The sequence below is a fragment of the Micromonospora sp. NPDC005257 genome (genome assembly GCF_042872445.1).
GTDB lineage: Bacteria > Actinomycetota > Actinomycetes > Mycobacteriales > Micromonosporaceae > Micromonospora.
In genome coordinates this window covers 154076-177753 of the sequence record NZ_JBIAKL010000005.1, presented here as the reverse complement: position 1 = coordinate 177753, position 23678 = coordinate 154076, and the positions used below count along the sequence as shown (strand labels likewise).

Genomic DNA, 23678 nt, shown 5'->3' with positions numbered 1-23678 from the left:
GTCCAACGGTGATGATTGGTTTTTGTTGTTTAGAAGAGATAACTCATCGTCTTCATCGCACCTGTGCAAACTGTGGAGAACCCGCGTCCGCGCAGGTCAGACACGTTATCTACAGGTGGGTTGGCTGTGGAGAACCAGGGGTGGAACTCGTGTCCCGGTCCACAGCCCTCGCCAGCCGCCGGGTTTTCCACGGCTGTCCACCGGTTGTCCACCGGTAATCCACCGGTTTTCTCCCCAGCTCTGTGGACAGCCGCGGCAGCGCCGGCGACCGTCATCCACAGAACCTTCAACAGGCCGCCCACAGCCGTGCCGCCGTCTGGGGACAACGTGACGGTCGTCCCCAGGCGTCCACAGGCTCGTCCCCAGGAGTTGTCCACAGTCTGTGGGTAACCGGCCGAGTGCGAAGCGTGGTTGTCCACCGCCTGTGACACAGGGGCTGTGGACAACGGGTACGAGCTGTGGACGAGCACGCGACCGATCCTGGGCCCTCGACCGGGTCAAGGGTCAACAAGTTCCGTTGTCGGCTTCCCGCCACTCGCCAACCCGGCCCCCCGACCTGTCGCCTCACTCACGTCAGCCGGCACGCCGATCCGCCCACCCGGACGCGGCTCAGGTCGATCATGAGGTTGACGGCGTCGACCGTCCGATTTGTCATAGGCAACCTCATGATCGCCCGTCAGCTCCAGCTGTGTCCGGGCGCCCGGGTTCTCCTGTTGACGAAGGAGTTTGGGACGGAAAACACGCGGTCTGCCTCCACGAACTCCTTGATCTCACCGCCGAAGCGGGGAGCCAGAGGAGGGTGGGACCGCGAGAGGGTCAGGTGTTCTGCTTGATGCGGTTGGTCAGCTCGGCGATCTGGTTGTAGAGCGAGCGCCGTTCGGCCATCTGCTGGCGGATCTTGCGGTCCGCGTGCATCACAGTGGTGTGGTCCCGGCCGCCGAACGCCTGCCCGATCCGGGGCAGCGACAGGTCGGTCAACTCGCGGCACAGGTACATGGCCACCTGACGCGCGTTCACCAGCACCCGGGAACGGGAGTGGCCGCGCAGGTCCTCCATGCTCACGCCGAAGTAGTCGGCCGTGGACACCATGATCTGGTCAGCGGTGATCTCCGGGCCGGCGCCGTCCGGGATGAAGTCCCGCAGCACCTCCTCGGCCAGCGACAGCTCGACCGAGGAGCGGGTCAGGCTGGCGAAGGCGGTGACCCGGATCAGCGCCCCCTCCAGTTCGCGGATCGAGTTCGACACCCGGGACGCGATGAACTCCAGTACGTCCGGCGGGGCGAACAGCCGCTCCTGCGCCGCCTTCTTCTGCAGGATCGCGATGCGCGTCTCCAGGTCCGGCGGCTGGATGTCGGCGAGCAGGCCCCACTCGAACCGGGTACGCAGCCGGTCCTCCAGCGTCGCCAGTTGCTTCGGCGAGCGGTCGGACGTGATCACGATCTGCTTGTTCGCGTTGTGCAGCGTGTTGAACGTGTGGAAGAACTCCTCCTGCGTCCGCTCCCGGTTCTCCAGGAACTGGATGTCGTCGATCAGGAGGATGTCCACGTCCCGGTAGCGGCGCTGGAACGCGCTCGTCTTGTCGTCGCGCAGCGAGTTGATGAAGTCGTTCGTGAACTCCTCGGTCGAGACGTACCGGACCGAGCGCGCGTTGCCGAGCGTCGTGGCGTAGTGCCCGATGGCGTGCAGCAGGTGGGTCTTGCCCAGCCCGGAGCTGCCGTAGATGAACAGCGGGTTGTAGGCCTTCGCCGGCGACTCGGCCACCGCCACGCTCGCGGCGTGCGCGAACCGGTTGGACGAGCCGATGACGAACGTCTCGAACATGTACTTCGGGTTGAGCCGGTTGCCGCCGCTCTCCGTACCGCCGGGGAGCCTGCGGTCGGCCTGGCCGCTACCCGGGCGGCGGTGGTCGGCACCGCCCCGGCCAGGGCCGCTGTCAGTGGCGCCGTCGCGGGGCAGGCCGCGCATCGGCGCGCGGTCGGCGGCCGGGCTCTCCCGGTACCGGGGCTCGTACCCCCCGGCGTCGGGCACGGGCGGCTCGACGCGGGTGCGCTCGTCGAAGGCGCGGCGCTCGGGCGCGGTACGCACCGGTTCGCCGAACGCGGCGCTGAACAGCGTGTCCTGCGCGTCGCGGCCGGCCGGGATCAGGTGCGAGCGGGAAGTGTCGGCGGTCCGCTGGCGGGGTGCCGGCTCGTCGACCGGCTGCTCCGGCCGGGGCTCGCCGTATCCGGAATCGGCGTACCCGGGCTCGCCGTACCCGGACTGCGGGCGCCGTGACGGGTAGGTCGGGGCGGACGGGCCGGGCTGGTCGAAACCGGGCAGTGGAGCGGCGCCGTCGTGCTCGGGCAGCGGTTCCGGGTTGCTGCGGTAGACCGTGCCGGCCGGGCGGGCGGCGGGGTCGTCGGCGACCCGTACGGTGACGGCCACCTGGATCGGCCGCCCGAGCCGCCGGCTCAACGCCTCGGTGATGGCCGGGCGGAGCCGGGACTCGATCACGTCCCGGGTGAAGGCGTCCGGCACCGAGAGCAGCGCGGTGTCCTCGACGATCGCCCGTAGCCGGGTGAGCCGGAGGTATGCCCGTTGTTGCGCGGAGATGATCTCGTCGGCGAGTTCGTCCGTGGTCGCCGTCCACACCGCGGCAAGGTCGGTCGCTCCGGTCACCGTCGTCCCACCCCCTCGCCTGCTCCTTCTCACGCCCGCCCGGACGGCTGACCGGTCGTCATCCACAAGTTATCCACAGCCTGTGTACCGACCGATTGTGGCCGCCCGCCGGACGCGGGTCGGACCTGCCCCCTCGATTCACGGGGGCGTTGAAGCGGGTTCACCGTGCCGAACGATTCAACAGCGTGTCCGGTCTTGCCGATCGGCGACAAACCCCGGACCCCGACGCCGACCGCAATCGCGCACGCTAACAGCGCGGACCCCACAGCATCAACCGGCGACACCCTGACGACCTTGGCAACATCAGTGAAACCGCCCCTTCGGTCGCGGTTGCGCGCAGGTCGGGCGCCTGAGTGTGACGTTGACGGTCATTGCGACCCTGCGTAGGCTGGAGCGGCTGCTCTCTCGCCCTCTGCTAGGGTGATTGATGCTTGCTGTCCGTGGCTGTCATCCCGCATCGCCGGGGCGAGTGTCACGGCAGCGCCGATCGGAGGTCACCGACAGGTGATCTGAACCAGCACACGACCCCGGGCGATCCGCCGCGCGGGGCGTACGACAACGGAGAGCCTGACGTGAGCAAGCGCACCTACCAGCCGAACACCCGCCGGCGCGCGAAGACCCACGGCTTCCGGCTGCGCATGCGCACCCGTGCCGGCCGCGCCATCATCTCGACCCGTCGCTCCAAGGGCCGCGCGCGCCTGTCGGCCTGACGCCGACAGGTCCGGTCCGGGGACGTGGGCAGTCGTGCTGGCAGCCGCGCAACGACTGCGGCGCAGTAGCGACTTCGCCGCAGCGGTTCGCAGTGGCCGACGCGTCGGCCGTGGCGCCGTCGTGGTCCACCTGACCATCCCCGAGCCGATCGGCACCACAGCGACACCCTTGCCGGAGCCGGCGCGAAGCAACGGTGCGGAGACCTCCGCACCCAGCCGCGCCGGCTTCGTCGTGTCCAAGGCCGTCGGCGGCGCCGTGGTCCGCAACAAGGTCCGCCGTCGCCTGCGGCACCTGGTCCGCGAGCGGCTGGCCGAGCTGCCCGCCGGCACCACAGTCGTGGTACGCGCGCTGCCCGCGTCCGCCGACGCGACGTACGCCCGGCTCGGGGCCGACCTGGACGCCGCCCTCGCCGCGGCGCGGTCCTCCCGGGGACGGCGGCCGCGGTGAACGGCCCGACGACGGCGACGCCGTCCCCCACAACCGGTGCCCGCATGCTGCTGGCGCCCATCATCGCGTACCGTCGGTGGATAAGTCCGGCTCTGCCGGCCCGCTGCCGGTTCTACCCGTCGTGCAGTGCCTACGCCGTGGAGGCGGTTTCCCGGCACGGTGCGCTGCGGGGTGCCTGGCTGACGGTCCGTCGGCTGTCGCGCTGCCATCCCTTCCACCCAGGTGGACACGACCCGGTCCCGGAGCCGGGCGACCGCCGCCGTTCCGACGTGACTGGAGCCTGAGTGTTTAGTCTCGACTGGATCTACTACGCGATCTCGTGGATCCTGCTGACCTGGCACTCGGCCTGGGACGCCATCGGAGTGCCGGTCGGGACCGTGATCGGTACGAACTGGGCCTGGATCCTCGCCATCATCTTCCTCGTGGTGACGGTCCGGGTGATCCTGTTCCCGGTCTTCGTCAAGCAGATCAAGTCGCAGCGTGCGATGCAGGCGCTCCAGCCGAAGGTGAAGGAGCTCCAGGAGAAGCACAAGGGTGACCGGGAGACGCTCCAGAAGGAGATGATGGAGCTCTACCGGAAGGAAAAGGCCAACCCGCTCATGGGCTGCCTTCCGATGTTCCTCCAGATCCCGGTCTTCCTGGGCCTGTTCCACACGCTGCGCCGCCTCAGCCCCGACAACCAGGGCAAGACGCTGTACGGCTGGACCGTCGACCAGTTCAACAGCGCCTCCAACGCGACGCTGTTCACCGCGCCGATCTCCGGCAAGTTCGGCTCCACCGCCGAGGAGCTGAGCCGGCTGGGCGCGAGCACCGGCACGGTCAAGGTGGTCGCCGGCATCCTGGTGGTCATCATGATCGCCACCACCTACCTGACCAGCCGGCAGATGATCCTGAAGACCGGGTGGGCCGAGGACCCGCAGCAGCGCATGGTGCAGCGACTGATGCTCTACGGCATCCCGCTGTCGCTGCTGATCTCGGGTGCGATCTTCCCGATCGGTGTGATCATCTACTGGGTCACCAACAACCTCTTCACGCTCGGCCAGCAGCAGTGGGTGCTGCGGAAGTTCCCGCCGCCGGTGACCGCCAAGAGCACCAGCGCCGCCAAGGGCCCGGTGCAGCCGGCCAAGGCCGGTGGCCTGTTCGGCCGCAAGGCGGCGCAGCCGCCGGCGAAGGCTCCGGCCGCGGCGCCGAAGGTGGCCGGCCCGAAGCCGGGCGCCAAGCCGGCCAACCCGAAGAAGGGCGGCAACCGGCCCGCCAAGCGACAGGGCTGAGCCCTCGGGCCACCGGCGCGACGTCGTCGGTGGCCCGTTCCGGCCGCGTGCTGCCATCCGAGAAGTCGGCGCCGGGCCGGAATCGCCGCGCGGAGCGCGGACACGGGCGAAACTGGCCCGTACAGACGTGCCCGAGGGCACCCGGCGAACCTCCCGCCGGCCCCGGGAGACCAGCGGACCCCCGACGGTCCGGCCGAGCGAGTACGGAGATGAGACCCGTGACCGAGACCAGCACCCCCAGCGCCGACCAGTCCCTGGACGAGGAGGCCCCCGTTACCGCCGCCACCGAGACCGAGGACGCCGCGGGCGAGGCCCGGGAGAAGAAGGCCCCGGCCGAGAGCGACCTGTTCCGGCAGAGCGAGATCGCCGCCGACTACGTCGAGGGTCTGCTGGACATCCTCGACTACGACGGCGACATCGACGAGCTGGTGTCCGGTGGCCGCCCGGTCGTCGAGGTGGTCGGTGGCCGGTTGCAGAACCTGGTCGGCCAGCGCGGCGCGACCCTTGAGGCGCTCCAGGAACTGGCCCGGCTGGCCGTGTTCCGCCAGACCGGCACGCCGAGCCGGCTGCTGCTCGACGTCGGCGGCTACCGGGCCACCCGGCGCAAGGAGCTGGCCGCCGTGGCGAAGAACGCGGTCGAGAAGGTCAAGGAGCACGGTGAGCCGGTGCGCCTGGAGCCGATGTCCGCGTTCGAGCGCAAGTGCGTGCACGACGTGGTGAACGCGATGAGCGGGGTGGAGAGCGAGTCCGAGGGCGTCGAGCCCAACCGCCGCATCGTCGTCCGGCCGGTGGCGGACTGAGGTCAGTGATCTCCGACGAGACGACGGCAGGAGCCGTGAGCGGCCCGGGCGGTACGCCGCCCGGGCCGTCGGCTGCGCGCCCCGACCCCACTGTCGACCCGGTCTTCTCCGGCAAGAACGGGACGGCCGAACCGGCGTGCCCGGGAAGGGCCGTGACCGACCCTGGCGAGCCTGCCTTCTCCGGCGAACCGGAGGTGGTGACCGGGATCGAGCCGGCCGATCCCGGGGTGGACGTGACGCCCGCCTTCTCCAGTGAGCCCCCGGCGGAGGTGACGCCGGTCGGCCCGGCCGCGGCGGCCGACCCGTTCTTCGCGGAGCCGTCGGAGGACGGACCGTCCCTGGTGGACGGTCCGGCTGAGCCCGACCCGGCGTCGGCGACGCTTCCGCCGGAACTGGCGGAGGCCGCCCGCGCGCTGTTCGGGGACCGACTCGACCTGGCCGCCGCGTACGCCGAACTGCTCGCCACCGACGGCGTGGTCCGCGGCCTGATCGGCCCGCGCGAGACGCCGCGGCTGTGGGAGCGGCACCTGCTCAACTGCGCGGTGGTGGCGGAACGGATCCCGGAGGGGGCCACCGTGATCGACGTCGGCTCCGGAGCCGGGCTGCCCGGCTTGGTGCTGGCGATCGCGCGTCCCGACCTCACCGTGACGCTGGTGGAGCCGCTGGCCCGGCGCACGACTTTCCTGATCGAGGCGGTACAGCGTCTCGGTCTGACCCGGGACGTGCGTGTGTTCCGTGGGCGGGCCGAGGAGGCGGCGGCCGGCTCGCGCGACCGGGAACCGCTGAGCGCCGACGTCGTGACGGCCCGCGCGGTGGCGCCGCTGGACCGGCTCGCCTCGTGGTGCCTGCCGCTCGTGGTGCCCGGCGGCCGCCTGGTCGCCCTCAAGGGCGCCTCGGCGGCCGACGAGATCGCCGAGCACGCCGAGGCCGTGATCCGCCTTGGCGGCGGGACGCCGGAGCTGCACCGGTGCGGGGACGGCGTGATCGAACCCCCGGCGACTGTGGTCGAGGTGGTCCGGGAGCGCGTGGTCAACCCGCGCCGTCCCAAGAAGCCGAAGCGGTCGCGGGGCGGCCGCCGTCGCGGCGACCGCTGACCGGGTACGCCATTCCGCACGCCCGGTCCGGTCGTTGGACCGGTAGGCGTGACGTGATCGATCACAACCCGACATGGACCCACCACGCCCGTCGGCCGTAGGCTGACCGCGCGTCGATAGTGTGGAAACGGCGGTGCCGGGCGGCACTCGAGCCCGACGGTTCCCGCCGAGCCGATGGCGCCGCGCGCGGCGCGGACGCGATTCGACGGGTGCGGACCGACCATCCGGAGCGGGTAGGGATGACAGGTGCATGACGACGGCAGGTACGACGATCCACGATTGACCGGACCAGGAGGCAAGCCCTCCGCCGACCCCGTTTCACGTGAAACCAACTACCAGGAGTGGACGGTGAACGAGTCCGGCGAGCCGTCCTCTCCGCACCAGCCGGCGAACCGACGGGAGTCGTCGGCCGGCGGCATGCGTCCGGTCTCGTCCGTGCCTGCCAATGTGCCACCGGCCCGCGATCCGCTCGACCCGGCCGACGGTCCGGTGAACGCGCCGACCCCGCGTCCGCCCGCAGTGCGGGCGAACGCCGCGGTACCCACCCGCTACGAACCCCAGCCGCCCGTTTCGGCCGTACCGCACCAGGCTGCCCCCGAGGCCGCCATGGCGCCGTCCGACACGCCACAGGCGGACGGGTGCGGGGACCAGGTAGACGCCAGCACGTACGTTTCACGTGAAACCCCGACGCGCGAAGAGGATGATCCACCGTTGGCTATGGAGGCGATGCGCGCCGTGCAGATCCTGAATCCCAGTGGCGAGGTCACCATGCCGCGCCCCGACCGGACCCGGGTGATGTGCGTCGCCAACCAAAAGGGCGGCGTCGGCAAGACGACCACCACCGTGAACCTCGCAGTGGCGCTCGCGCTGCACGGCAACCGGGTGCTCGTGGTCGATCTTGACCCCCAGGGCAACGCCTCCACCGGTCTGAACGTGCCGCACCACACGGGCGTACCCGACGTGTACGACTGCCTGATCGACAGCGTGCCGCTCGAAGAGGTGGCCCAGGCGGTCGAGGGCATCCCCAACCTGTGGTGCGTACCGGCCACCATCGACCTTGCCGGCGCCGAGATCGAGCTGGTCTCGGTGGTGGCTCGGGAGTCGCGTCTGGCGCGGGCCATCGCCGCGTACCCGGGTCACTTCGACTACGTCTTCATAGACTGTCCGCCGTCGCTCGGCCTGCTCACCGTCAACGCGCTCGTGGCCGCGCAGGAGGTGCTGATCCCGATCCAGTGCGAGTACTACGCGCTGGAGGGCCTCAACCAGCTGATCAACAACATCAACCTGGTTCGCCAGCACCTCAACCCGCAGCTTGAGGTCTCCACGATTCTGCTCACCATGTACGACAGGCGTACGCGGCTGGCCGACGCGGTGGAGCAGGACGTCCGGAACCACTTCGGGGACAAGGTGCTCCAAGCGGTGATTCCCCGCAACGTGCGTGTCTCCGAGGCACCGAGCTACGGCCAGTCGGTGATGACCTACGATCCCGGTTCGCGGGGGGCCACGAGTTACTTCGAGGCCGCCCAGGAGATCGCGGAGCGAGGCGTCAAGGAGCCGGTGAGCCGGAATGCGTAGTGCGGAGATGTCGCTGGGAGGCGTCGTATGAAGAACCGTCCCCGCGGCGGGCTGGGCCGAGGGCTCGGCGCACTCATCCCCACAGGCCCGGTACCGGGCACCGAACCGGCTGCCGTCGAGCCGGAGCCGTCAGTTGGCAGCGCGTCTCCGTCGGCCCCGACCCCGGTTGCCGACGCCACCGCTGCCATAACCGGTGGCGTCGGGAGCACCCCGCCTCCGCCGGCCGAGCCCGAGTCTCATCTGAGCCCGGTGCCCGGTGCCCGCTTCGCGGAGATCCCGGTCGACGCGATCGTGCCGAACCCGAAGCAGCCCCGGCACGTCTTCGACGAGGAGGCACTGGAGGAGCTGAAGACCTCGATCCAGGAGGTCGGCTTCCTCCAGCCGATCGTGGTTCGCCAGCTCGACCTCGAGAAGTTCGAACTCGTGATGGGCGAGCGGCGCTGGCGTGCCGCCCAGGCGGTCGGCCGGGAGACCATCCCCGCCATCGTCCGGGACACCAAGGACGACGCCATGCTCCGGGACGCGCTGCTGGAGAACATCCACCGCGCGAACCTCAACCCGCTCGAAGAGGCGGCGGCGTACCAGCAACTGCTGGAGGAGTTCGGCGCCACGCACGAGGAGTTGGCCCGGCGGATCGGCCGTAGCCGCCCGCAGATCTCCAACACCATCCGGCTGATGAACCTGCCGCCGGCCGTGCAGCGCCGGGTCGCCGCCGGCGTCCTCTCCGCCGGCCACGCCCGGGCCCTGCTCAGCCTGGACAACGCAGAGGCGCAGGAGGCGCTGGCGGAGCGCATCGTGCGCGAGGGCATCACCGTACGCGGCGCCGAGGAACTCGTGCACCTGGCGCTCGCCGAGGAGCCGGCGAAGTCCGCCGCGGCCAAGCGCAGGCCGAAGGCGCACGCCCCGGCCCTCACCGATCTCGCGGACCGGCTCTCCGACCGGTTCGACACCCGGGTGAAGGTCGACATCGGCCGCAGCAAGGGCAAGATCACGATCGAGTTCGCCACCGTTGACGACCTGGAGCGGATCGTCGGGATCATCGGCATGGGCGAGGAGGGGCAGCCCGAGGCGTAGCCCGGCTTCTCAGGTCGTTGATCCGGCCGCACCCCGCCGAGGGGGTGCGGCCGGATCAACGTTTCCGGGCCTTGCCCCGGTCGGGAGGTTGAAGCGAGGGCTCTCGCCTCCCGGTCTTTGAGCGGGCGAGGAGTCTCCCCGACATTGACCGCCGTTTCACGTGAAACGGAGAGCCTGTGGCCGAGCCTGACTGCGGTCGGCCGACCCTGCGGTGGCTTGACGAGCCCGAACTGGCGAGCGGGCGTGTCGGCAGGCGAAGACCGAGGGCCGAAGAGGGCCTAAGGGAGCCAGGGCGTTTGAACGGTGGCGCGCTGAGCGTTGGGGCGCGAAGCGCGGATGCTGGAGGGGTGCCTTGAAGCGCGAGCCACGGCCGTTGGGCGTGCACCGTGCACCGTAAGCCTCGAAGTGCGCGAGCCGCGGCGCGCAAAGCCGCGAAGCGAGCCGCCACGCGGTGAGCCAGATCGCCGCTGAGCCGGGTGAGGCGCCAGCCGGGTGAGGCGCTGAGTTCGGGAGCGCTGAAGTTGGGGACCGCTGAGCCGGGTTGGTCCTAGCTGGGCACGCTGAGCCGGGTTGGTCTTAGCCGTTGCCGCCAAGCCGAGCCGGGAACGGAGTCAAACGGGTGGAGACCGCGAACGGTGGCCGCAAGCGGTTAGCCGGAGAGCCTGACCCTTGGCGTGTAGAGGTCCGACGGCTGTAGTCCGCATCAGCGTGCTCGGGTGGGGCAGCCCGGACCTGCCACCCTCCGGCGGGTCACGCTGAGCAGAGCGCGGCGGGCTCAGGCGCCGGAGTATGGCGACGAAGACGAGCCACGGGGCACTCCTGGCGAGTAGATGCTCCGGCACAGCCTGGCCCCATTCGCCGACGTCACGCGCGGTAGATCCGAGGACCGACACCCTTGGTTCAGACCGAGGCAGTCGAAGGCTCCGGCGATGAGGCCTCCCGCTACCGAACCACATCCAGCCCGCAACTCTTGCGCTCCGGTGTGGTGACTGACGAGGACGGCCGTTTCACGTGAAACAGCAACTCCGATGTCGGGTGCGGCGAAGCCGCCCGATCCAACCGAGGACGCGCTGTCGTTCGGTCGTCGGCTAGACCCTGACCCATGACCGATCGACAGCAGCAGCTCGCACTCGGACAGCTTCAGCCGTCGCCGTGCCATGACTTGCCGCCGGCCAGAAAAGCAGCCGTCTGAGACAAAGCGAGGCGCGGTGCCAACGCCAGCCGCGGAGCAGAGCAGCGACCACGACGCCCGGGCCGTTTCACGTGAAACGAATACCAGAAGCCACCACCGCCGGTGCCGATCCGTCGCTGGATCGTTTGATGAACGGGCCCGGGATCCACCCAGGGTTATCCACAGCGGTTGTCCACAGGCTCGCTCCGTTTCACGTGAAACGGAGCGATGAAACCCTTACTGAGCAGTGCATGACGCGCTGTGCTGGTGATCTCGCCAGCCTGTGGACAACGCGGTGGACAACCTGTGTGCGGTCAGTGGAACGGGTAGGGACAGGCGTCGCCAACTCGGTTAGGGTCAGCGTCGTGCCGGACACCCCTCCCTCAGTTCCCGACTTCACCCAGTGGCCGTCCTTCCCCTTCGAGGGCGATCTCCGCGTCAAGCAGCTCGACGACCCCGTACCGTTCGAACCTCCCCGCCGTGGCGAGGCGGACCGGGAGTGCACCGCCTGCAACGCGCCCGACGAGGCGTACATCTGGGTCGGTGAGCGGTGGCGCGTCCGCGCCATGGACCGGCCCACCGGCCTGCCGATGGTCCTGATCCTGGAATCCCGCTCCCACCTGGATCTGGGCGATCTGCCGAACCTGCTCGCCGCCGAGCTTGGCGTGATGACAGTGCGCCTGGAGCGGGCCGTGCGCTCGCTCGACGGGGTGGCTCGGGTTCACGTGAACCGGTGGGGCGACGGGTCGGCGCACCTGCACCTGTGGTTCCTGGCCCGGCCGTACGGGCGGCTGCAACTGCGGGGCACGTTCCTGTCGCTGTGGGACTCGATCCTGCCCCCGATCTCCGAGGAGCAGTGGCGGGAGAACCTCGCCATGGTTGCCGCGTGGCTCGCCGAGTTCGGCGGCCGTCCGCTGGCCGAGCCGCCGCGCATCCACTGGCAGGCGCCGTCGACTCTCTCCGCGACCTCCCCGGCGAACACCCCTGAGGAGATCGAGGAGGAGTCCGTGTCGGTCATCGAGGCTGCGGACGAGATCCCGGAGTCCGACGCGGTAGCGGACCTCTCAGACCCCTCGACGGACCCCTCGGAGCCCGGCCCGGTGCCGCAGGCCGGCCCGGCGCCGGCCAGCGCGCCGAGCGGCGATCCAACCAGCGACGACGAGGACGAGCCGAAGAACGTCCCGGACGACCGGCCGGGCGCGGGGCGTACCCCGGAGAGCTGAGGTCAGCGGCGGCGGGCGGCGGCCCGGGTCACGAGCGCGCCCAGGACCCGGCCGAAGTCCAGCCCGGCCGCCTGGATCGCCAGCGGCAGGAGCGACGTCTCGGTCATGCCCGGCGAGACGTTCACCTCCAGCACGTGCGGCTCGCCCTCGGCGTCGACGATGAGGTCGACCCGGGACAGGTCGCGCAAGCCGAGCGCGGCGTGTGCGGCGAGCGCCACCTCGGTCACCCGGGCGGTGGTCGCGGCGTCGAGCCGGGCGGGCGCGTGCCAGGTGGTACGCCCGGCGGTGTAGCGGGCCGCGTAGTCGTAGACGCCGTTGCGCGGCACGATCTCGACCGGGGGCAGGGCCTGCGGGCCCTCGCCGAGGTCGAGCACGGAGACCGCCACGTCCATTCCGGGGACGTAGCGCTCCACGAGCGCCGTCTGGTCGTACGCGAAACAACCCACCATCGCGGCCGGCAGCGACGCCGCCTCCCGGACCACGGCGGCGCCCAGTCCCGAACCGCCCTGCGCGGGCTTGACCATCAGCGGCAGCCCGAGGCGCTCGACGATCCGGTCCAGGACGGCCACCGCGCCCAGCTCGGAGAAGCGGTCGTGCGGCAGCGCCACCCAGTCGGGCGTGGGGATGCCCGCCTCGCGCAGCACCGCCTTCGCCGACGGCTTGTCCCAGGCGAGCCGGGACGAGCGGGCGTCGCAGCCGACGTAGGGCACGTCCCAGAGGTCGAGTACGCCGCGCAGCGAGCCGTCCTCGCCGGTGGCGCCGTGCAGGGCGATCACCACCGCGTCCGGGGGGTCAGCGGTCAGGGCGGGCAGCAGCGTCACGTCGGCGTCGCGGAGTTCCGCCTGTACGCCCACCGCGCGCAGCGCGTCGAGGACCCGGCGACCGGAGCGCAGCGAGACGTCCCGCTCGTAGGAGAGGCCACCCGCGAGCACGAGCACGTGCAACTCGTCGACGGAGGATCCGGTCACGGGAGAGGGTGCGGCGGTGCTGTCGGACATGCGGGCATCATGCCAAGTCGGGGCCGGGCGCGTCCGAGCCGCCCTGGCGACGGCGAGGTCCGGCACCGCCGACCGCGCCGAAGACCCTGCGCATGGCGATCTCCTGCTCCATCACCCCGGCGAGCCGGCGAACGCCCTCGCGGATCCGCTCCGGCGTCGGGAAGGAGAAGTTGAGCCGCATGTTGCCGGTGCCGGTGCCGTCGGCGTAGAAGCCGGTCCCCGGCACGTACGCGACGCGGGCGGCAACGGCCCGCGGCATCATCGCCTTGGAGTCGAGGCCGCCGGGCAGCGTCGCCCAGACGAACAGGCCGCCTTGCGGCCTGGTCCACGTGGTGCCCTCGGGCATCAGGTCGGCCATCGCGTCGAGCAACGCGTCCCGGCGCTCGCGGTAGACCTCGCGGTAGACCTTGAGCTGCTGCCGCCAGGGCATGGTGCCGAGGTACGTCGAGACGGCCGCCTGCGCGTAGGCGCTCGGGCAGAGGATCTGTGCCTCGCTGGCGATGACCAGCTTGTCGCGGACCGCGTGCGGCGCCAGGATCCAGCCCACCCGCAGGCCCGGCGCGAACGTCTTGGAGAACGTGCTCAGGTAGAAGACGCCGTCGCGGCGCCGGGCGCGCAGCGGTGCGGGCGCCTCACCCTCGAAACCGAGCTGACCGTACGGGTCGTCCTCCACCACGAGCAGTCCGGCGCGCTCGCAGATGTCGAGCACCCGTTCGCGCCGCTCCTCGCTCAGCGTCACGCCGGCGGGGTTCTGGTAGGTGGGGATCGTGTAGAGGAACTTCACCCGCCGGCCGGCGCGCGCCAGGTCGGCGATGGCCACCTCCAGCGCCTCCGGGATGAGTCCTTCGTCGTCCATCGGCACGTGGGCCACCTGGGCCTGGGCGGCCTGGAACACCCCGAGCGCGCCGACGTACGTCGGGCCCTCGGCGAGCACCACGTCACCCGGATCCAGGAAGAGGCGAGCCACCAGGTCGAGGGCCTGCTGGCCGCCGACCGTGACCACCACGTCCTCCGGTGAGGCGCCGCAGGAGGCGTCGATCCCGGACAGCGACATCACCTCGCAGATCCGCTCGCGCAGCTCGAGAGTGCCCTGGCCGATGCCGTACTGGAGGGTGGTGGCGCCGTGGTCGGAGCCGAGCCGGCCGAGCATCTCGCCGACTGCGTCCAGCGGCAGCGCCGCGATGTAGGGTGCCCCACCGGCGAGCGAGACGACCTCCGGCCGACTGGCCACCGCGAAGAGCGCCCGGATCTCCGAGGCGGTCATCCCGCGGACGCGCCGGGCGTACCGGTCGGTGTAGTCGTCGAGCGTCGTGCCGGTCATGACATCACCTCGATCGGGTGTCGGCGGGGCTGCCGCCCGGTGTGGTACCCGCGATGCCGACATCCATTGGCGGCGGGGGCCGTTTGTCGATCGTAGTCCCCGGTGACGGCGGCGGCACCGGCCGTGTGGACACGTCCACATCCCGGACCCGCCCCCGCCGGTCCGGGCGGGCGTTCGCGCGTTCCCTCCCGTATCGCCGGACAGACGCGTACGATCGCTCGTCGGGAGCAGGAGGGCGCGGGGTCACCGGCGCTCCGAGCCTAGTGGTGGGGTGCGCTCATGTCGCGACGTCTGGTCAGCCTGACCCTCGACACGCTGGAGGACCTGCCTCGATCCTGCCGGCAGTGCGTCTACTGGGAGCTGGATCCGGTCTCCGCCGAGCGGGCCTGCGCCGCGGGCGACCCGGGCCTGGAGAAGGAGGCGTGGGTCTCCCAGACGCTGCTGGAGTGGGGCTCCTGCGGCAAGCTCATCTACGTCGACGGCATGCCGGCCGGTTTCGTCATGTACGCCCCGCCCGCGTACGTCCCGCGCTCGATGGCGTTTCCCACCTCGCCGGTCTCGGCGGACGCGGCGCTGCTGATGACGGCGCACGTGGTGCCCGCCTTCGCCGACGGCGGCCTGGGCCGGATGCTGGTGCAGGGTGTGGCCCGCGACCTGACCAAGCGCGGCATCAAGGCGATCGAGGCGTTCGGCGACGCGAAGTTCGGCGACGACGCGGACGACCCGGCCCGAGCCTGCGTGGCGCCCGCCGACTTCTTCCTCTCGGTGGGCTTCAAGACGGTCCGGCCGCACCCGCGTTACCCCCGCCTGCGGCTGGAGTTGCGAACGGCGCTGAGCTGGAAGTCGGACGTCGAGTACGCGCTGGAGAAGCTGCTCGGCTCGATGAGCCCGGAGACGCTGCTGCGGCCGGTCCGCCCGGCGCCCGCCACCCGCTCCACCGGCTGAGCCGCGGGTCAGTCGACCACGTTGCCGGCGGCGACGATCGCCCGCAGTTCGCTCACGTCGATCGAGCCGGTCGGCACGTCCCGTTCGATCGGCAGGTACATGCGCTGCACGCCGGCCACGATGGCCTCGACCACCCGGTCCCGGAATCGCGGGTCGACGAGCCGCGCCCGGTCGTCAGGTGAGGTGAGGTAGCCGACCTCGACACGTACCGCGGGCATCCGGGTGAGCCGGAGCAGCTCCCACGCCTTGGCGTGGGTACGGCAGTCGCGCAGCCCGGTGCGGGCCACGATCTCCCGCTGCACGAGCCCGGCCAGGCGTTCGCCGGTCGCCGACGTGACGCCGTTGTCGGTGCCGTAGTGGTAGGTGGCCACCCCCTCGGCCTCCGGGTTGGCGTGCCCGTCGGTGTGCAGCGAGACGAACACGTCGGCGCCGAGGGAGTTGGCGAGCTCGGCCCGGTCCGCGTCCGGCAGGCAGTCGTCCGGCGACGGGCCCCGGGTGAGCTGCACGCGTACGCCCGCGGCGGCGAGCCGCCCTTCCAGCCGGCTGGCGAGGTCGTGGACGAGGTCCGCCTCGGTCCAGCGCAGCGTGCCGTCGGGCACCACCACGCCCGGATCGGTGCCCCCGTGCCCCGGGTCGATCACCACGGTCCGCCCGACGAGTTCCGGTCCGGCCTGCCGGATGGCGTCGGACTCGCGCAGCCACTGCGGGCGTCCGCCGACCACCTTCCGGCCGAGGCGGCGCAGCGCGTTGACGGTGTGCGGCCCGCACGAGCCGTCCGGTTTCAGCCCCATCTCCCGCTGGAACTGGGCCACCGCGCGGGAGGTTCGGATGCCGTAGATGGCGTCGGCGCGTCCCACGTCGTACCCCATCTCCAGCAGGCGTTCCTGGAGCGAGCGGACGTCCTCGCCGGTGATCGGCTCGGGTACGGCGTGGAAGAGCGCGCGGGCGCCGAACCGCCAGCGGGCCGCGTCCAGCGCCCGCCAGGTCTCGGCACCGACGCGCCCGTCGACGCTGAGGCCGCGGGACTGCTGGAACGCCCGGACCGCGCGTTCGGTCTCGGCGTCGTAGTCGTCGCCCCCGCTGTCGGCGGGAAGAAGCTCCAGGCCGACGAGCACGGTACGGATCTCGGCCACCGCCGGTCCCTGGTCACCGGGTCGGATCGGATGCACGACGACCCCCTATGCACGGACTTTGGCAGGACCGGAACTCCGACGGATGCTTACGGAGCGTACCGTGACCGGTACCCAGCGGGTTCGTGTTCATGCAGGTCAGGAAAGCGGGAACCCCCGTCACCCGGGCTGGGTGACGGGGGTTCCGGCGCTGTCGGTACGGCTCAGAGCGCCGACTCGATGAGCTTGAGCAACTCGCCCTTCGGCTTGGCGCCGGCGATCGACTGGACGGGCTGGCCGTTCTTGAAGATCGTCAGCGTCGGCACCGACATCACCCGGTAGGCGCGGGCCGTCTCCGGGTTCTCGTCGATGTTCAGCTTGACGATGGTGACCTGGTCCTTCATTTCGCCGGCGATTTCCTCCAGCAGCGGCGAGACCTTGCGGCACGGGCCGCACCACTCCGCCCAGAAGTCGACCAGGACCGGCTTGTCGGACTGCAGCACGTCGCTGACGAAACTCGCGTCAGTGACCGCCTTGGTTGCTCCCACTATGAACTCTCCTCCTCCGAACCTTGCTCGTCGAACTCTCAGCCCTGGATGGTGGCGATGAAGCGCTCGGCGTCCAGCGCGGCGGCGCAGCCGGTGCCGGCCGCCGTGATGGCCTGCCGGTAGGTGTGGTCGACCACGTCACCCGCCGCGAACACGCCGGGCACGCTGGTACGGGTGCTCGGTGCCTCGACCTTCACGTACCCCTCGTCGTCGAGCTCCACCTGACCGCGGAACAGCTCGCTGCGGGGGTCGTGACCGATCGCCACGAAGACGCCCGTGACGTCGAGCACCTTGCTCTCGCCGGTGTGCACGTTGCGCACCCGTACGCCGTTGACCTTGCCGTCGTCGCCGAGGATCTCCTCGACCACGGAGTTCCACTCGACCTTGATCTTCTCGTTGCCCAGCGCCCGATCGGCCATGATCTTGCTGGCGCGGAACGAGTCGCGGCGGTGGATGATGGTCACCGACTCGGCGAACCGGGTGAGGAAGCTGGCCTCCTCCATCGCCGAGTCGCCGCCGCCGACCACCACGATGTGCTGGTTGCGGAAGAAGAAGCCGTCACAGGTGGCGCAGGACGACACGCCGTGGCCCAGGTATTCCTGCTCGCCCGGCACGCCCAGCGGACGCCAGGCCGAGCCGGTGGAGAGGATCACGGCGCGGGCGCGGTACGCGGTCTCGCCCACCCACACGGTGCTCACCGTGTCGGAGCCGATCTCGCCGGTGTCCTTCAGCTCGACGCGGGTCACGTCGTCGGTGAGGAACTCGGCGCCGAAACGCTCGGCCTGCTTGCGCATGTTGTCCATCAGCTCGGGGCCGAGGATGCCGTCCGCGAAACCGGGGAAGTTCTCCACCTCGGTGGTGGTCATCAGCGCGCCACCCGACTGCACGCCCTCGATCACCAGCGGCTTCAGGTTGGCGCGGGCGGCGTAGACCGCCGCCGTGTAGCCGGCCGGACCGGAGCCGATGATGATCAGGTTGCGGACCTCGTCCACTGCCGTCTCCCGATGTGTGTGTTCGTCACCGGCCGCACCGATGTCGATCCCGAGTGCCGACGGCTCAGCGGCGCCGGCGCCTGACTTGCAGAACGTCATCGTACGAAGCGGGGATTCCCGAGCCGGTCATCCGGTGGGTCAGGTCACGTGGCGGGACATGCGTGATGACCGCGTTTTCACCCTACCCGCGTACGGAAGCGCGTGTCCGCGCCGGACCCGGGTACGCCGCACTCCGGCCCGCTCGCCCAGCCCCAGCGGGCGCCGGTCGAGTCCGCGAACGTCACCACGAGCGCCGGAGCGCCCTGGAACCGGGCGTAGTCGACCATGTTCACGGTGAGCGGCCCGGCGGCGTGCTCGGCACCGATCGCGGTGAGGCACGCGGCGAGCGTCTCCGGCCGGGTCAGCCGGTCCAGCCCGCCGAGGGCGCCGACGCGGTACTTCTCGGTGTACAGGGGCGTCTCCGCGCCGTCCTTCGCCGCGCCGGACGGCCCGGCCATGTCCGCCGGCATCGACTTCGCTCGGGCGGGCATCCGGTCGACGGCGAGGCGTTCCGGTGTCCAGTCGGTGTCGCTGCGCAGGGCCGGTCCGGTGGTCCGGTACGGCGCGGCGGCCATCGGCGCCGCCTCCCGGGCTGCCTGGTCGGCCGTACCGCCGTCGCCCGGGTCCGCCAGCCGGCCGACACCGAGCCCCACCGCGGCGACCGACGCCGCGGCCAGGGCCACCGGCCCGGCGATGCGGGCCCAGCGCCGAGGGCGACGGCCGGGGCCGCCGGGCCGGTCGGTACGGGATGCCGTGCCGGGTGGCCGGCTCGGGCCGCCGGACTGCGCCGGCACGAGCGGCGTACCGTCGCGCAGCGCCGGGCCTGCCCCGGCGAGCGCCGCCGTGATCCGGTCGGCCACCGCCTGTGGCATCTCCGGCGGGGAGGACGCGGCCCAGCCGGCCAGGTCGGCGCCGACCAGCTCGACCGCGTCGGCGAGATTCTCGTACGCGGCACGCCAGGCCGGGTCCTGCTTGACCAGCCGCGCCACGGTGGCCTGCTCGGGGGTGCCGTCCAGCGCACCGCCGAGGTAGTCGGCGAGCAGGTCGTGGTCGACCTCGCTGAACTCCCGGGAAGTCACGGCTCCTCCTGGCTGACGGCCTGACGGGACGCTCCCGACGAGGATCCGACGCCCTCGGGACGCCGACGGTTCCCGGGAGTGAGCGGCGGCACGTCGCCGGCCGGGGCGTCGGTGCCGGTCCGCAGGTGTCCGAGCAGCACGGCGAGACGTGCCCGGCCCCTGGCGCACCGGCTCTTGACCGTTCCCTCGGCGACGCCGAGCACGGCGGCGGCCTCGGCCACCGGGTAGCCCTGCACGTCGACCAGGACCAACGCGGCCCGCTGTTCCGCGGGCAGTGCGGCGAGCGCCTGCCGGACCACGAGCGCGGTGTCGTGGTCGCGGACCGGCGCGGCCGGTTCCGGACCGCCGGTGTGCCGGCCCGGCTCGCCGTCGGTGTGCACCCCGTCGGGCAGTGGGACGGTGGCGTGTGTCTGCCGGCGCCGGATCCGGTCCAGGCAGGCGTTCACCACGATGCGGTGCATCCAGGTGGTGACCGCCGAGTCGCCCCGGAACCGGGCCGCCGCGCGGTGCGCCGACAGCATGGCGTCCTGGAGGGCGTCGGCGGCCTCCTCCCGGTCGCCGATCGTCCGCAGCGCGACCGCCCAGAGCCGGTCCCGGTGCCGCTGGAACAGTTCGGTGAAGGCGTCCCGGTCGCCGGCCACGTGCGCCCGCAGGAGTTCCAGGTCGGTGCGGCCGGGCCGCAGGCCGTCGCGTTCCGCCATCACCACATCCGGTGGAGGTGGCGCGGCGGGGACGGCGGCCGGGTCACGAGCCCTGGACCACGATCTCCTGGACGCCGAGCTTCCAGTTGCCGCTGTCCTTCGCCGGCAGCTTGGTGATCCAGAACAGCAGGTACTGGTACTTCTGGTCCGGCTCGAACGCGTTGAAGATCATCTTGGTGCCGCCGTCCTCGTTCGGCGGACCGATCAGCGTCGAGTAGGCGTTGACGAGCTGCTTGTCGCCGGAGGAGCTGGACGGGAAGTCGCCGCGGGTGCCGGCGCGCAGTTCGACCGTGGCGCCGGTGGCCGAGAGCGTGGCCTCCAACTGCTTGACCGAGTGCGGGGCGCCCAGGTCGATCCAGACACCCATGCCCTTCTTGAGCCCGCCGAACTTGGCGTTCGTCCGGTAGGTGTTTGTCTCCCAGCCCTCGTCGTCGTTACCGTCGATCACCTTCTCGGCGTTGCGCACCTCGGCGCGGTCGCCGTCCGGATCGATGATCCGTACGTCGTCGATGGTGAGCTTGCGGACCTGCGCGGCGGGCTCGGCCCCGCCGGTGGCCGGCGCGCTGTTCGACGGCTGGGCGACCGGCTCCTTGTCGCCGTCGTCGCCACCACCGAGCGCGTTGATGCCGATGAGCAGCCCGACCAGGGCCACCGCCAGCAGACCGGCGATGCCGATGGCGACCTTGCGACCGCCGGCCGCGGCCAGCGGGGAAGGCTCCTCGCCGGGCTCGGCGGTGAAGCGCAGCGGGCCGGCCTGCTCCAGGAACTGCTCGTCGGCCGGGATGTCGAGCCGGCTCAGCTCGGCGGCCAGCACGTCCGACGACGGCGGGGCGATCTCCGGGTCGAGCAGGTCCATGGTCAGGTCGTCGAGGTAGGCCGGCACTCCGGCGCGCATCTGCCGGGGCGCGGCGATGGCGCCACCGGCGTCCCGGACGGCGTCCGGCAGGGCGGCGCGGCCGTGCCCGGCGGTGGCGCCGTGCAGCGGGGCCTCACCGTGCGGCCAGTGCCCGGTCAGGGCGAAGTAGAGCACCCCGCCGACCGCGCGCAGGTCGTTCTCCTGGCTGTCCGCACCGTCGGTACGGGCGTCGGCGAGCACCACCCGGCCCTCGTCGCTGATCATCACGGTGCCGGGGTGCAGGTTGCCGTGCACCATGCCGGTGGCGTGCACGGCGGCGAGGGCGCTGGCGACGGCGTTGCCGATCGCGGTGGCCCGCGCCGGATCAAGCGGCCCGTCGGCGGCGACCAGCTCGCGCAGCGACTGCCCGTCGACCCACTCGCGGACCACGTAGGCCCGGTCGTCCTCGTCGATCGCGTCGTAGACGCCGACCAGGTTGGGGTGGATGACGCGGCTCGCGGCGACCGCGGCCTGAAGCATCTCGGTGGCGGAGTCGCCACCCGGGTAGCGGAGGACCACGGCGACCGGACGGCGCAGCACCACGTCGACACCACGCCAGACCAGCCGGCCCGCGCTGTCGTTGTTGACGTGCTCGACCAGCTCGTACCGCTCGGCGAGCAGCTCACCGACCGTGGGAGCACCGAGGGTCACGTTCGCAGGAGTGGTCTCCTCCGCTTCCTGACCCTCGCCGACCTGGGTCACCCGTCCTCCCTCGGTGATCGCGTCGATCGATGGACCCGTGCTGCTGGGCATGTGGCTTCCCGCTCTGCCTTCGGTGGAACGGCCGACGGTCTCGACACCCGCGTCGATCCCGGTCGTACCCGTCGAGAGCGACCTTACCCGGGATGCCCGGTTCTCCGACATGTCATCTTCCCGCTGTGACCGGCCGGAAGGCCAGTCGCCACTGGCCCCGGCCGGGTCACCCGCCCACCCGGCGGGCGAGCCGGACACGCACCGCCAATCTAGAGGTTGACGGCAACGAGGTGGCACAGGGGCGTACCGGTGCGGCGGTGGAGTGGTTTCCCCCGCCCCGGCCTGCGCTCCCTCGTCCGTACGGTTGGTTGTCCACAGGCCGAGAGGCCCAGTGGACGGGGGAATTCCGAGTTATCCACAGCCGTATCCCCAGGCTGGTGATCCTCGTTCACCGTCGGTCACCGACGGCGTCAACGCCCGAGGCGTCGCCGGACCATCCCGACCACCTCGGTGATCTCGCCGATCCGCAGCACCATGGCGAGTCCGAGGTAGGTCGCGCCGATCGCCGCGCCGCCGATCACCAACTGGGCCGCGGCGGCGAGCCAGCTCAGGTTCTCCGGGTCGCCGGGGAGCACCGCCACCACGAGCAGGCCGACGACCGCCGCGCCGAGGGCTGCCACTACCACCCGGCCGAGCGTCCGCACGATCCCGCCCAGCCCGATCCGGCCCACCCGGGGCCGCAGCAGCATCGCCGAGATGATCGCCGCCGCCAGGTACGACACGGCGTTGCCGAGCATCATCCCGGCCGCGGCGAACGTGTTCGAGAAGAGCAGGAACAGACCCACCTGGAGCAGGACGCGCAGGATCACCACCGGGATGTTGACCAGAGCCGGGGTACGGGTGTCCGGCAGCGCGTAGAACGCGAAGGTGAAGAGCTGGCTGACCGCGAACGGCACCAGACCGAGCGCCGCCACCAGCAGCACTGTCGAGGTGGCCACCGCGTTGTCGCCGGTGAACGCGCCGTACCGGAAGACCACCACCGAGAGCGGGGCGGCCAGCACCGCGTAGCAGACCGCGATGGGTGCGAGCACCGCGCTGACCATCCGGGTGCCGCGGGACAGGTCGGCGGTGACGTCGCCGAACCGGTTCTCGGCGGCGGCAGCGCTCATCCGGGGCATCAGCGCGGTGATGATCGAGACCGCGATGATGCCGTGCGCCATCATCAGCAACAGGAAGACGTTGTTGTAGATCAGCAGGCCGGCGTTGTCGCCGCCGGCCGCTCGGGTGAGCAGGTTGACCACCACGAAGAGGCCGAGCTGGTTGACCCCGACGTAGCAGAACATCCAGCCGCCGAGCCGGGCCAGCTCGCTCAGGCCGAGGGCGCGGAAGTCGAACCGCCACTTCCACCGGAAGCCGACCTTGCGCAGCGCGGGCAGCAGGCCGGCGGTCTGGACCGCGACGCCGAGCAGCGTGCCGCCGCCGATGAGCAGGATCCGGTCCCAGCCCATCTCGTCGGGCTCGATGATCTTGGCGCCGAAGACCGCGATGTAGAGCCCGCAGACGCCGATCACCACGAGGTTGTTCAGGATCGGCGCCCACATCGGGGCGGCGAAGTGCCCGCGCGTGTTCAGCACCGCGGCGATGAGCGCGCTCACGCCGGTGAAGAACAGCATCGGCAGCATCAGGTACGACAGGCCGGTGACGAGGTTCCGATAGTTCTCGTCCTTGCCGCCCGCGTAGATGGCGGTCAGCACCGGCGCGCCGATCATCGCGATCAGCGCGACGGCGGCGAGGGCCAGCACGGCCAGCGTGAGCAGCCGCTGGGAGTACGCCTCGCCCCGGTCCGGGTCCGACTTGCGCCGCCGGACCAGAACCGGGATCAGCACGCTGGTGAGCACGCCGCCGAGCAGGAACTCGTAGACCTGGTTCGGCAGGAAGATGGCTGTGGTGAAGGCGTCGCCGACCAGCGCGCCGCCCAGCGCCGCGCCGATCATCAGGTTGCGGATGAAGCCGGTACCCCGGCTGACCAGGCTGCCGATCGCCATCACCGCGCTGTTCGCCGCGGCGCTGGTCTCGGCGACCACCTCCTGTGGGGGCGCGACGGCCTCGGCGCCGGGCTGGTTCAGCGGATCGGCCGAGATGAAGGTGGCGCCGTCGTCCGGCGGCAGGCCGCCGCCGTGCGCGTTCGCGCTGCGGTAGAGCCCGCCGCTCATCTGCCAGCCTCCAGGGGGTACGTGGCAACCGGGCCCGGCCGGCCCCGCCCAACCGGAACCTTAGTCAACCCGAGCCCGTTACCCGCGCCCGGCGCGGTCGATCCGCCCCCGGCCCGATAGG

General features: G+C 71.4%; 20 protein-coding genes. 10 read left to right on the top strand and 10 right to left on the bottom strand.

Annotated features, from left to right (window positions below; genetic code table 11):
* Nucleotides 1–816 precede the first annotated feature (816 nt).
* Nucleotides 817–2658 carry a chromosomal replication initiator protein DnaA gene (dnaA, locus tag ACFYO8_RS13005; RefSeq protein ID WP_354866463.1) on the bottom strand — a complete coding sequence of 614 codons (1842 nt, stop codon included), beginning with the start codon at nt 2656–2658 and terminating at the stop codon, nt 817–819.
* 572 nt (nt 2659–3230) lie between these two features.
* Here dnaA and rpmH point away from each other — a divergent pair.
* From rpmH to ACFYO8_RS12960, 9 genes are all read left to right on the top strand, one after another.
* Nucleotides 3231–3368, top strand: a complete 138-nt coding sequence (gene rpmH / locus ACFYO8_RS13000; RefSeq protein WP_091100492.1) for a 50S ribosomal protein L34 — start codon at nt 3231–3233, stop codon at nt 3366–3368.
* A 34-nt stretch (nt 3369–3402) separates the two neighbouring features.
* A complete protein-coding gene (gene rnpA, locus ACFYO8_RS12995) occupies nt 3403–3816 on the top strand; it encodes a ribonuclease P protein component (protein WP_354866465.1) in 414 nt (137 codons plus the stop codon).
* A 44-nt stretch (nt 3817–3860) separates the two neighbouring features.
* The gene (gene yidD, locus ACFYO8_RS12990) at nt 3861–4100 is read left to right on the top strand and encodes a membrane protein insertion efficiency factor YidD (RefSeq protein ID WP_013477538.1); all 240 of its coding nucleotides are present in this window, start codon (nt 3861–3863) and stop codon (nt 4098–4100) included.
* Complete coding sequence (gene yidC, locus ACFYO8_RS12985; RefSeq protein ID WP_354866467.1) at nt 4101–5087, top strand: membrane protein insertase YidC; 987 nt, start codon at nt 4101–4103, stop codon at nt 5085–5087.
* 209 nt (nt 5088–5296) lie between these two features.
* Nucleotides 5297–5887 (top strand): R3H domain-containing nucleic acid-binding protein, encoded by a 591-nt coding sequence (locus tag ACFYO8_RS12980; RefSeq protein WP_354866469.1) that lies wholly within the window; start codon nt 5297–5299, stop codon nt 5885–5887.
* A 338-nt stretch (nt 5888–6225) separates the two neighbouring features.
* Nucleotides 6226–6981 (top strand): 16S rRNA (guanine(527)-N(7))-methyltransferase RsmG, encoded by a 756-nt coding sequence (gene rsmG / locus ACFYO8_RS12975; protein WP_354866778.1) that lies wholly within the window; start codon nt 6226–6228, stop codon nt 6979–6981.
* A gap of 246 nt (nt 6982–7227) precedes the next feature.
* Nucleotides 7228–8556: an AAA family ATPase gene (locus ACFYO8_RS12970; RefSeq protein ID WP_354866471.1), complete on the top strand. Its 1329-nt coding sequence runs from the start codon at nt 7228–7230 to the stop codon at nt 8554–8556.
* A gap of 27 nt (nt 8557–8583) precedes the next feature.
* Nucleotides 8584–9630: a ParB/RepB/Spo0J family partition protein gene (locus tag ACFYO8_RS12965; protein ID WP_354866473.1), complete on the top strand. Its 1047-nt coding sequence runs from the start codon at nt 8584–8586 to the stop codon at nt 9628–9630.
* Nucleotides 9631–11166: 1536 nt separating this feature from the next.
* Complete coding sequence (locus ACFYO8_RS12960) at nt 11167–12024, top strand: hypothetical protein (RefSeq protein WP_354866475.1); 858 nt, start codon at nt 11167–11169, stop codon at nt 12022–12024.
* A 2-nt stretch (nt 12025–12026) separates the two neighbouring features.
* On the opposite strand, the gene ACFYO8_RS12955 is transcribed toward ACFYO8_RS12960, so the two are convergent.
* A complete protein-coding gene (locus ACFYO8_RS12955; protein WP_354866477.1) occupies nt 12027–13022 on the bottom strand; it encodes a D-alanine--D-alanine ligase in 996 nt (331 codons plus the stop codon).
* 7 nt (nt 13023–13029) lie between these two features.
* The gene (locus ACFYO8_RS12950) at nt 13030–14343 is read right to left on the bottom strand and encodes a PLP-dependent aminotransferase family protein (RefSeq protein ID WP_354866479.1); all 1314 of its coding nucleotides are present in this window, start codon (nt 14341–14343) and stop codon (nt 13030–13032) included.
* Between the two features lie 279 nt (nt 14344–14622).
* Here ACFYO8_RS12950 and ACFYO8_RS12945 point away from each other — a divergent pair, with 279 nt between their 5' ends.
* On the top strand, nt 14623–15288 hold the full coding sequence (locus tag ACFYO8_RS12945) for a GNAT family N-acetyltransferase (protein ID WP_354866481.1): 666 nt from the start codon (nt 14623–14625) through the stop codon (nt 15286–15288).
* A gap of 8 nt (nt 15289–15296) precedes the next feature.
* On the opposite strand, the gene ACFYO8_RS12940 is transcribed toward ACFYO8_RS12945, so the two are convergent.
* From ACFYO8_RS12940 to murJ, 7 genes are all read right to left on the bottom strand, one after another.
* Nucleotides 15297–16457 carry an N-acetylmuramoyl-L-alanine amidase gene (locus tag ACFYO8_RS12940; RefSeq protein WP_354866483.1) on the bottom strand — a complete coding sequence of 387 codons (1161 nt, stop codon included), beginning with the start codon at nt 16455–16457 and terminating at the stop codon, nt 15297–15299.
* A gap of 164 nt (nt 16458–16621) precedes the next feature.
* A complete protein-coding gene (gene trxA, locus ACFYO8_RS12935) occupies nt 16622–16945 on the bottom strand; it encodes a thioredoxin (protein ID WP_030499495.1) in 324 nt (107 codons plus the stop codon).
* A 38-nt stretch (nt 16946–16983) separates the two neighbouring features.
* Nucleotides 16984–17937 carry a thioredoxin-disulfide reductase gene (gene trxB / locus ACFYO8_RS12930; protein ID WP_354866486.1) on the bottom strand — a complete coding sequence of 318 codons (954 nt, stop codon included), beginning with the start codon at nt 17935–17937 and terminating at the stop codon, nt 16984–16986.
* 176 nt (nt 17938–18113) lie between these two features.
* Nucleotides 18114–19055 carry a hypothetical protein gene (locus tag ACFYO8_RS12925; protein ID WP_354866487.1) on the bottom strand — a complete coding sequence of 314 codons (942 nt, stop codon included), beginning with the start codon at nt 19053–19055 and terminating at the stop codon, nt 18114–18116.
* Entirely contained in the window at nt 19052–19756 is a 705-nt protein-coding gene (gene sigM / locus ACFYO8_RS12920; RefSeq protein WP_354866489.1) for an RNA polymerase sigma factor SigM, read from the bottom strand. The genes ACFYO8_RS12925 and sigM overlap by 4 nt, the downstream gene beginning before the upstream one ends.
* A 43-nt stretch (nt 19757–19799) precedes the next feature.
* A complete protein-coding gene (locus ACFYO8_RS12915) occupies nt 19800–21404 on the bottom strand; it encodes a protein kinase family protein (protein WP_354866491.1) in 1605 nt (534 codons plus the stop codon).
* A 410-nt stretch (nt 21405–21814) separates the two neighbouring features.
* Nucleotides 21815–23557, bottom strand: a complete 1743-nt coding sequence (murJ, locus tag ACFYO8_RS12910; RefSeq protein WP_354866493.1) for a murein biosynthesis integral membrane protein MurJ — start codon at nt 23555–23557, stop codon at nt 21815–21817.
* Nucleotides 23558–23678: the final 121 nt, after the last annotated feature.

Excerpts from the sequence above, each read along its gene's own strand:
- sigM (WP_354866489.1), bottom strand. The coding sequence starts at position 19,756 with ATGGCGGAACGCGACGGCCTGCGGCCCGGCCGCACCGACCTGGAACTC.
- ACFYO8_RS12950 (WP_354866479.1), bottom strand. The coding sequence starts at position 14,343 with ATGACCGGCACGACGCTCGACGACTACACCGACCGGTACGCCCGGCGC.
- ACFYO8_RS12965 (WP_354866473.1), top strand. The coding sequence starts at position 8,584 with ATGAAGAACCGTCCCCGCGGCGGGCTGGGCCGAGGGCTCGGCGCACTC.
- ACFYO8_RS12915 (WP_354866491.1), bottom strand. The coding sequence starts at position 21,404 with ATGCCCAGCAGCACGGGTCCATCGATCGACGCGATCACCGAGGGAGGA.
- murJ (WP_354866493.1), bottom strand. The coding sequence starts at position 23,557 with ATGAGCGGCGGGCTCTACCGCAGCGCGAACGCGCACGGCGGCGGCCTG.
- ACFYO8_RS12980 (WP_354866469.1), top strand. The coding sequence starts at position 5,297 with ATGAGACCCGTGACCGAGACCAGCACCCCCAGCGCCGACCAGTCCCTG.
- yidD (WP_013477538.1), top strand. The coding sequence starts at position 3,861 with ATGCTGCTGGCGCCCATCATCGCGTACCGTCGGTGGATAAGTCCGGCT.
- ACFYO8_RS12955 (WP_354866477.1), bottom strand. The coding sequence starts at position 13,022 with ATGTCCGACAGCACCGCCGCACCCTCTCCCGTGACCGGATCCTCCGTC.
- ACFYO8_RS12945 (WP_354866481.1), top strand. The coding sequence starts at position 14,623 with ATGTCGCGACGTCTGGTCAGCCTGACCCTCGACACGCTGGAGGACCTG.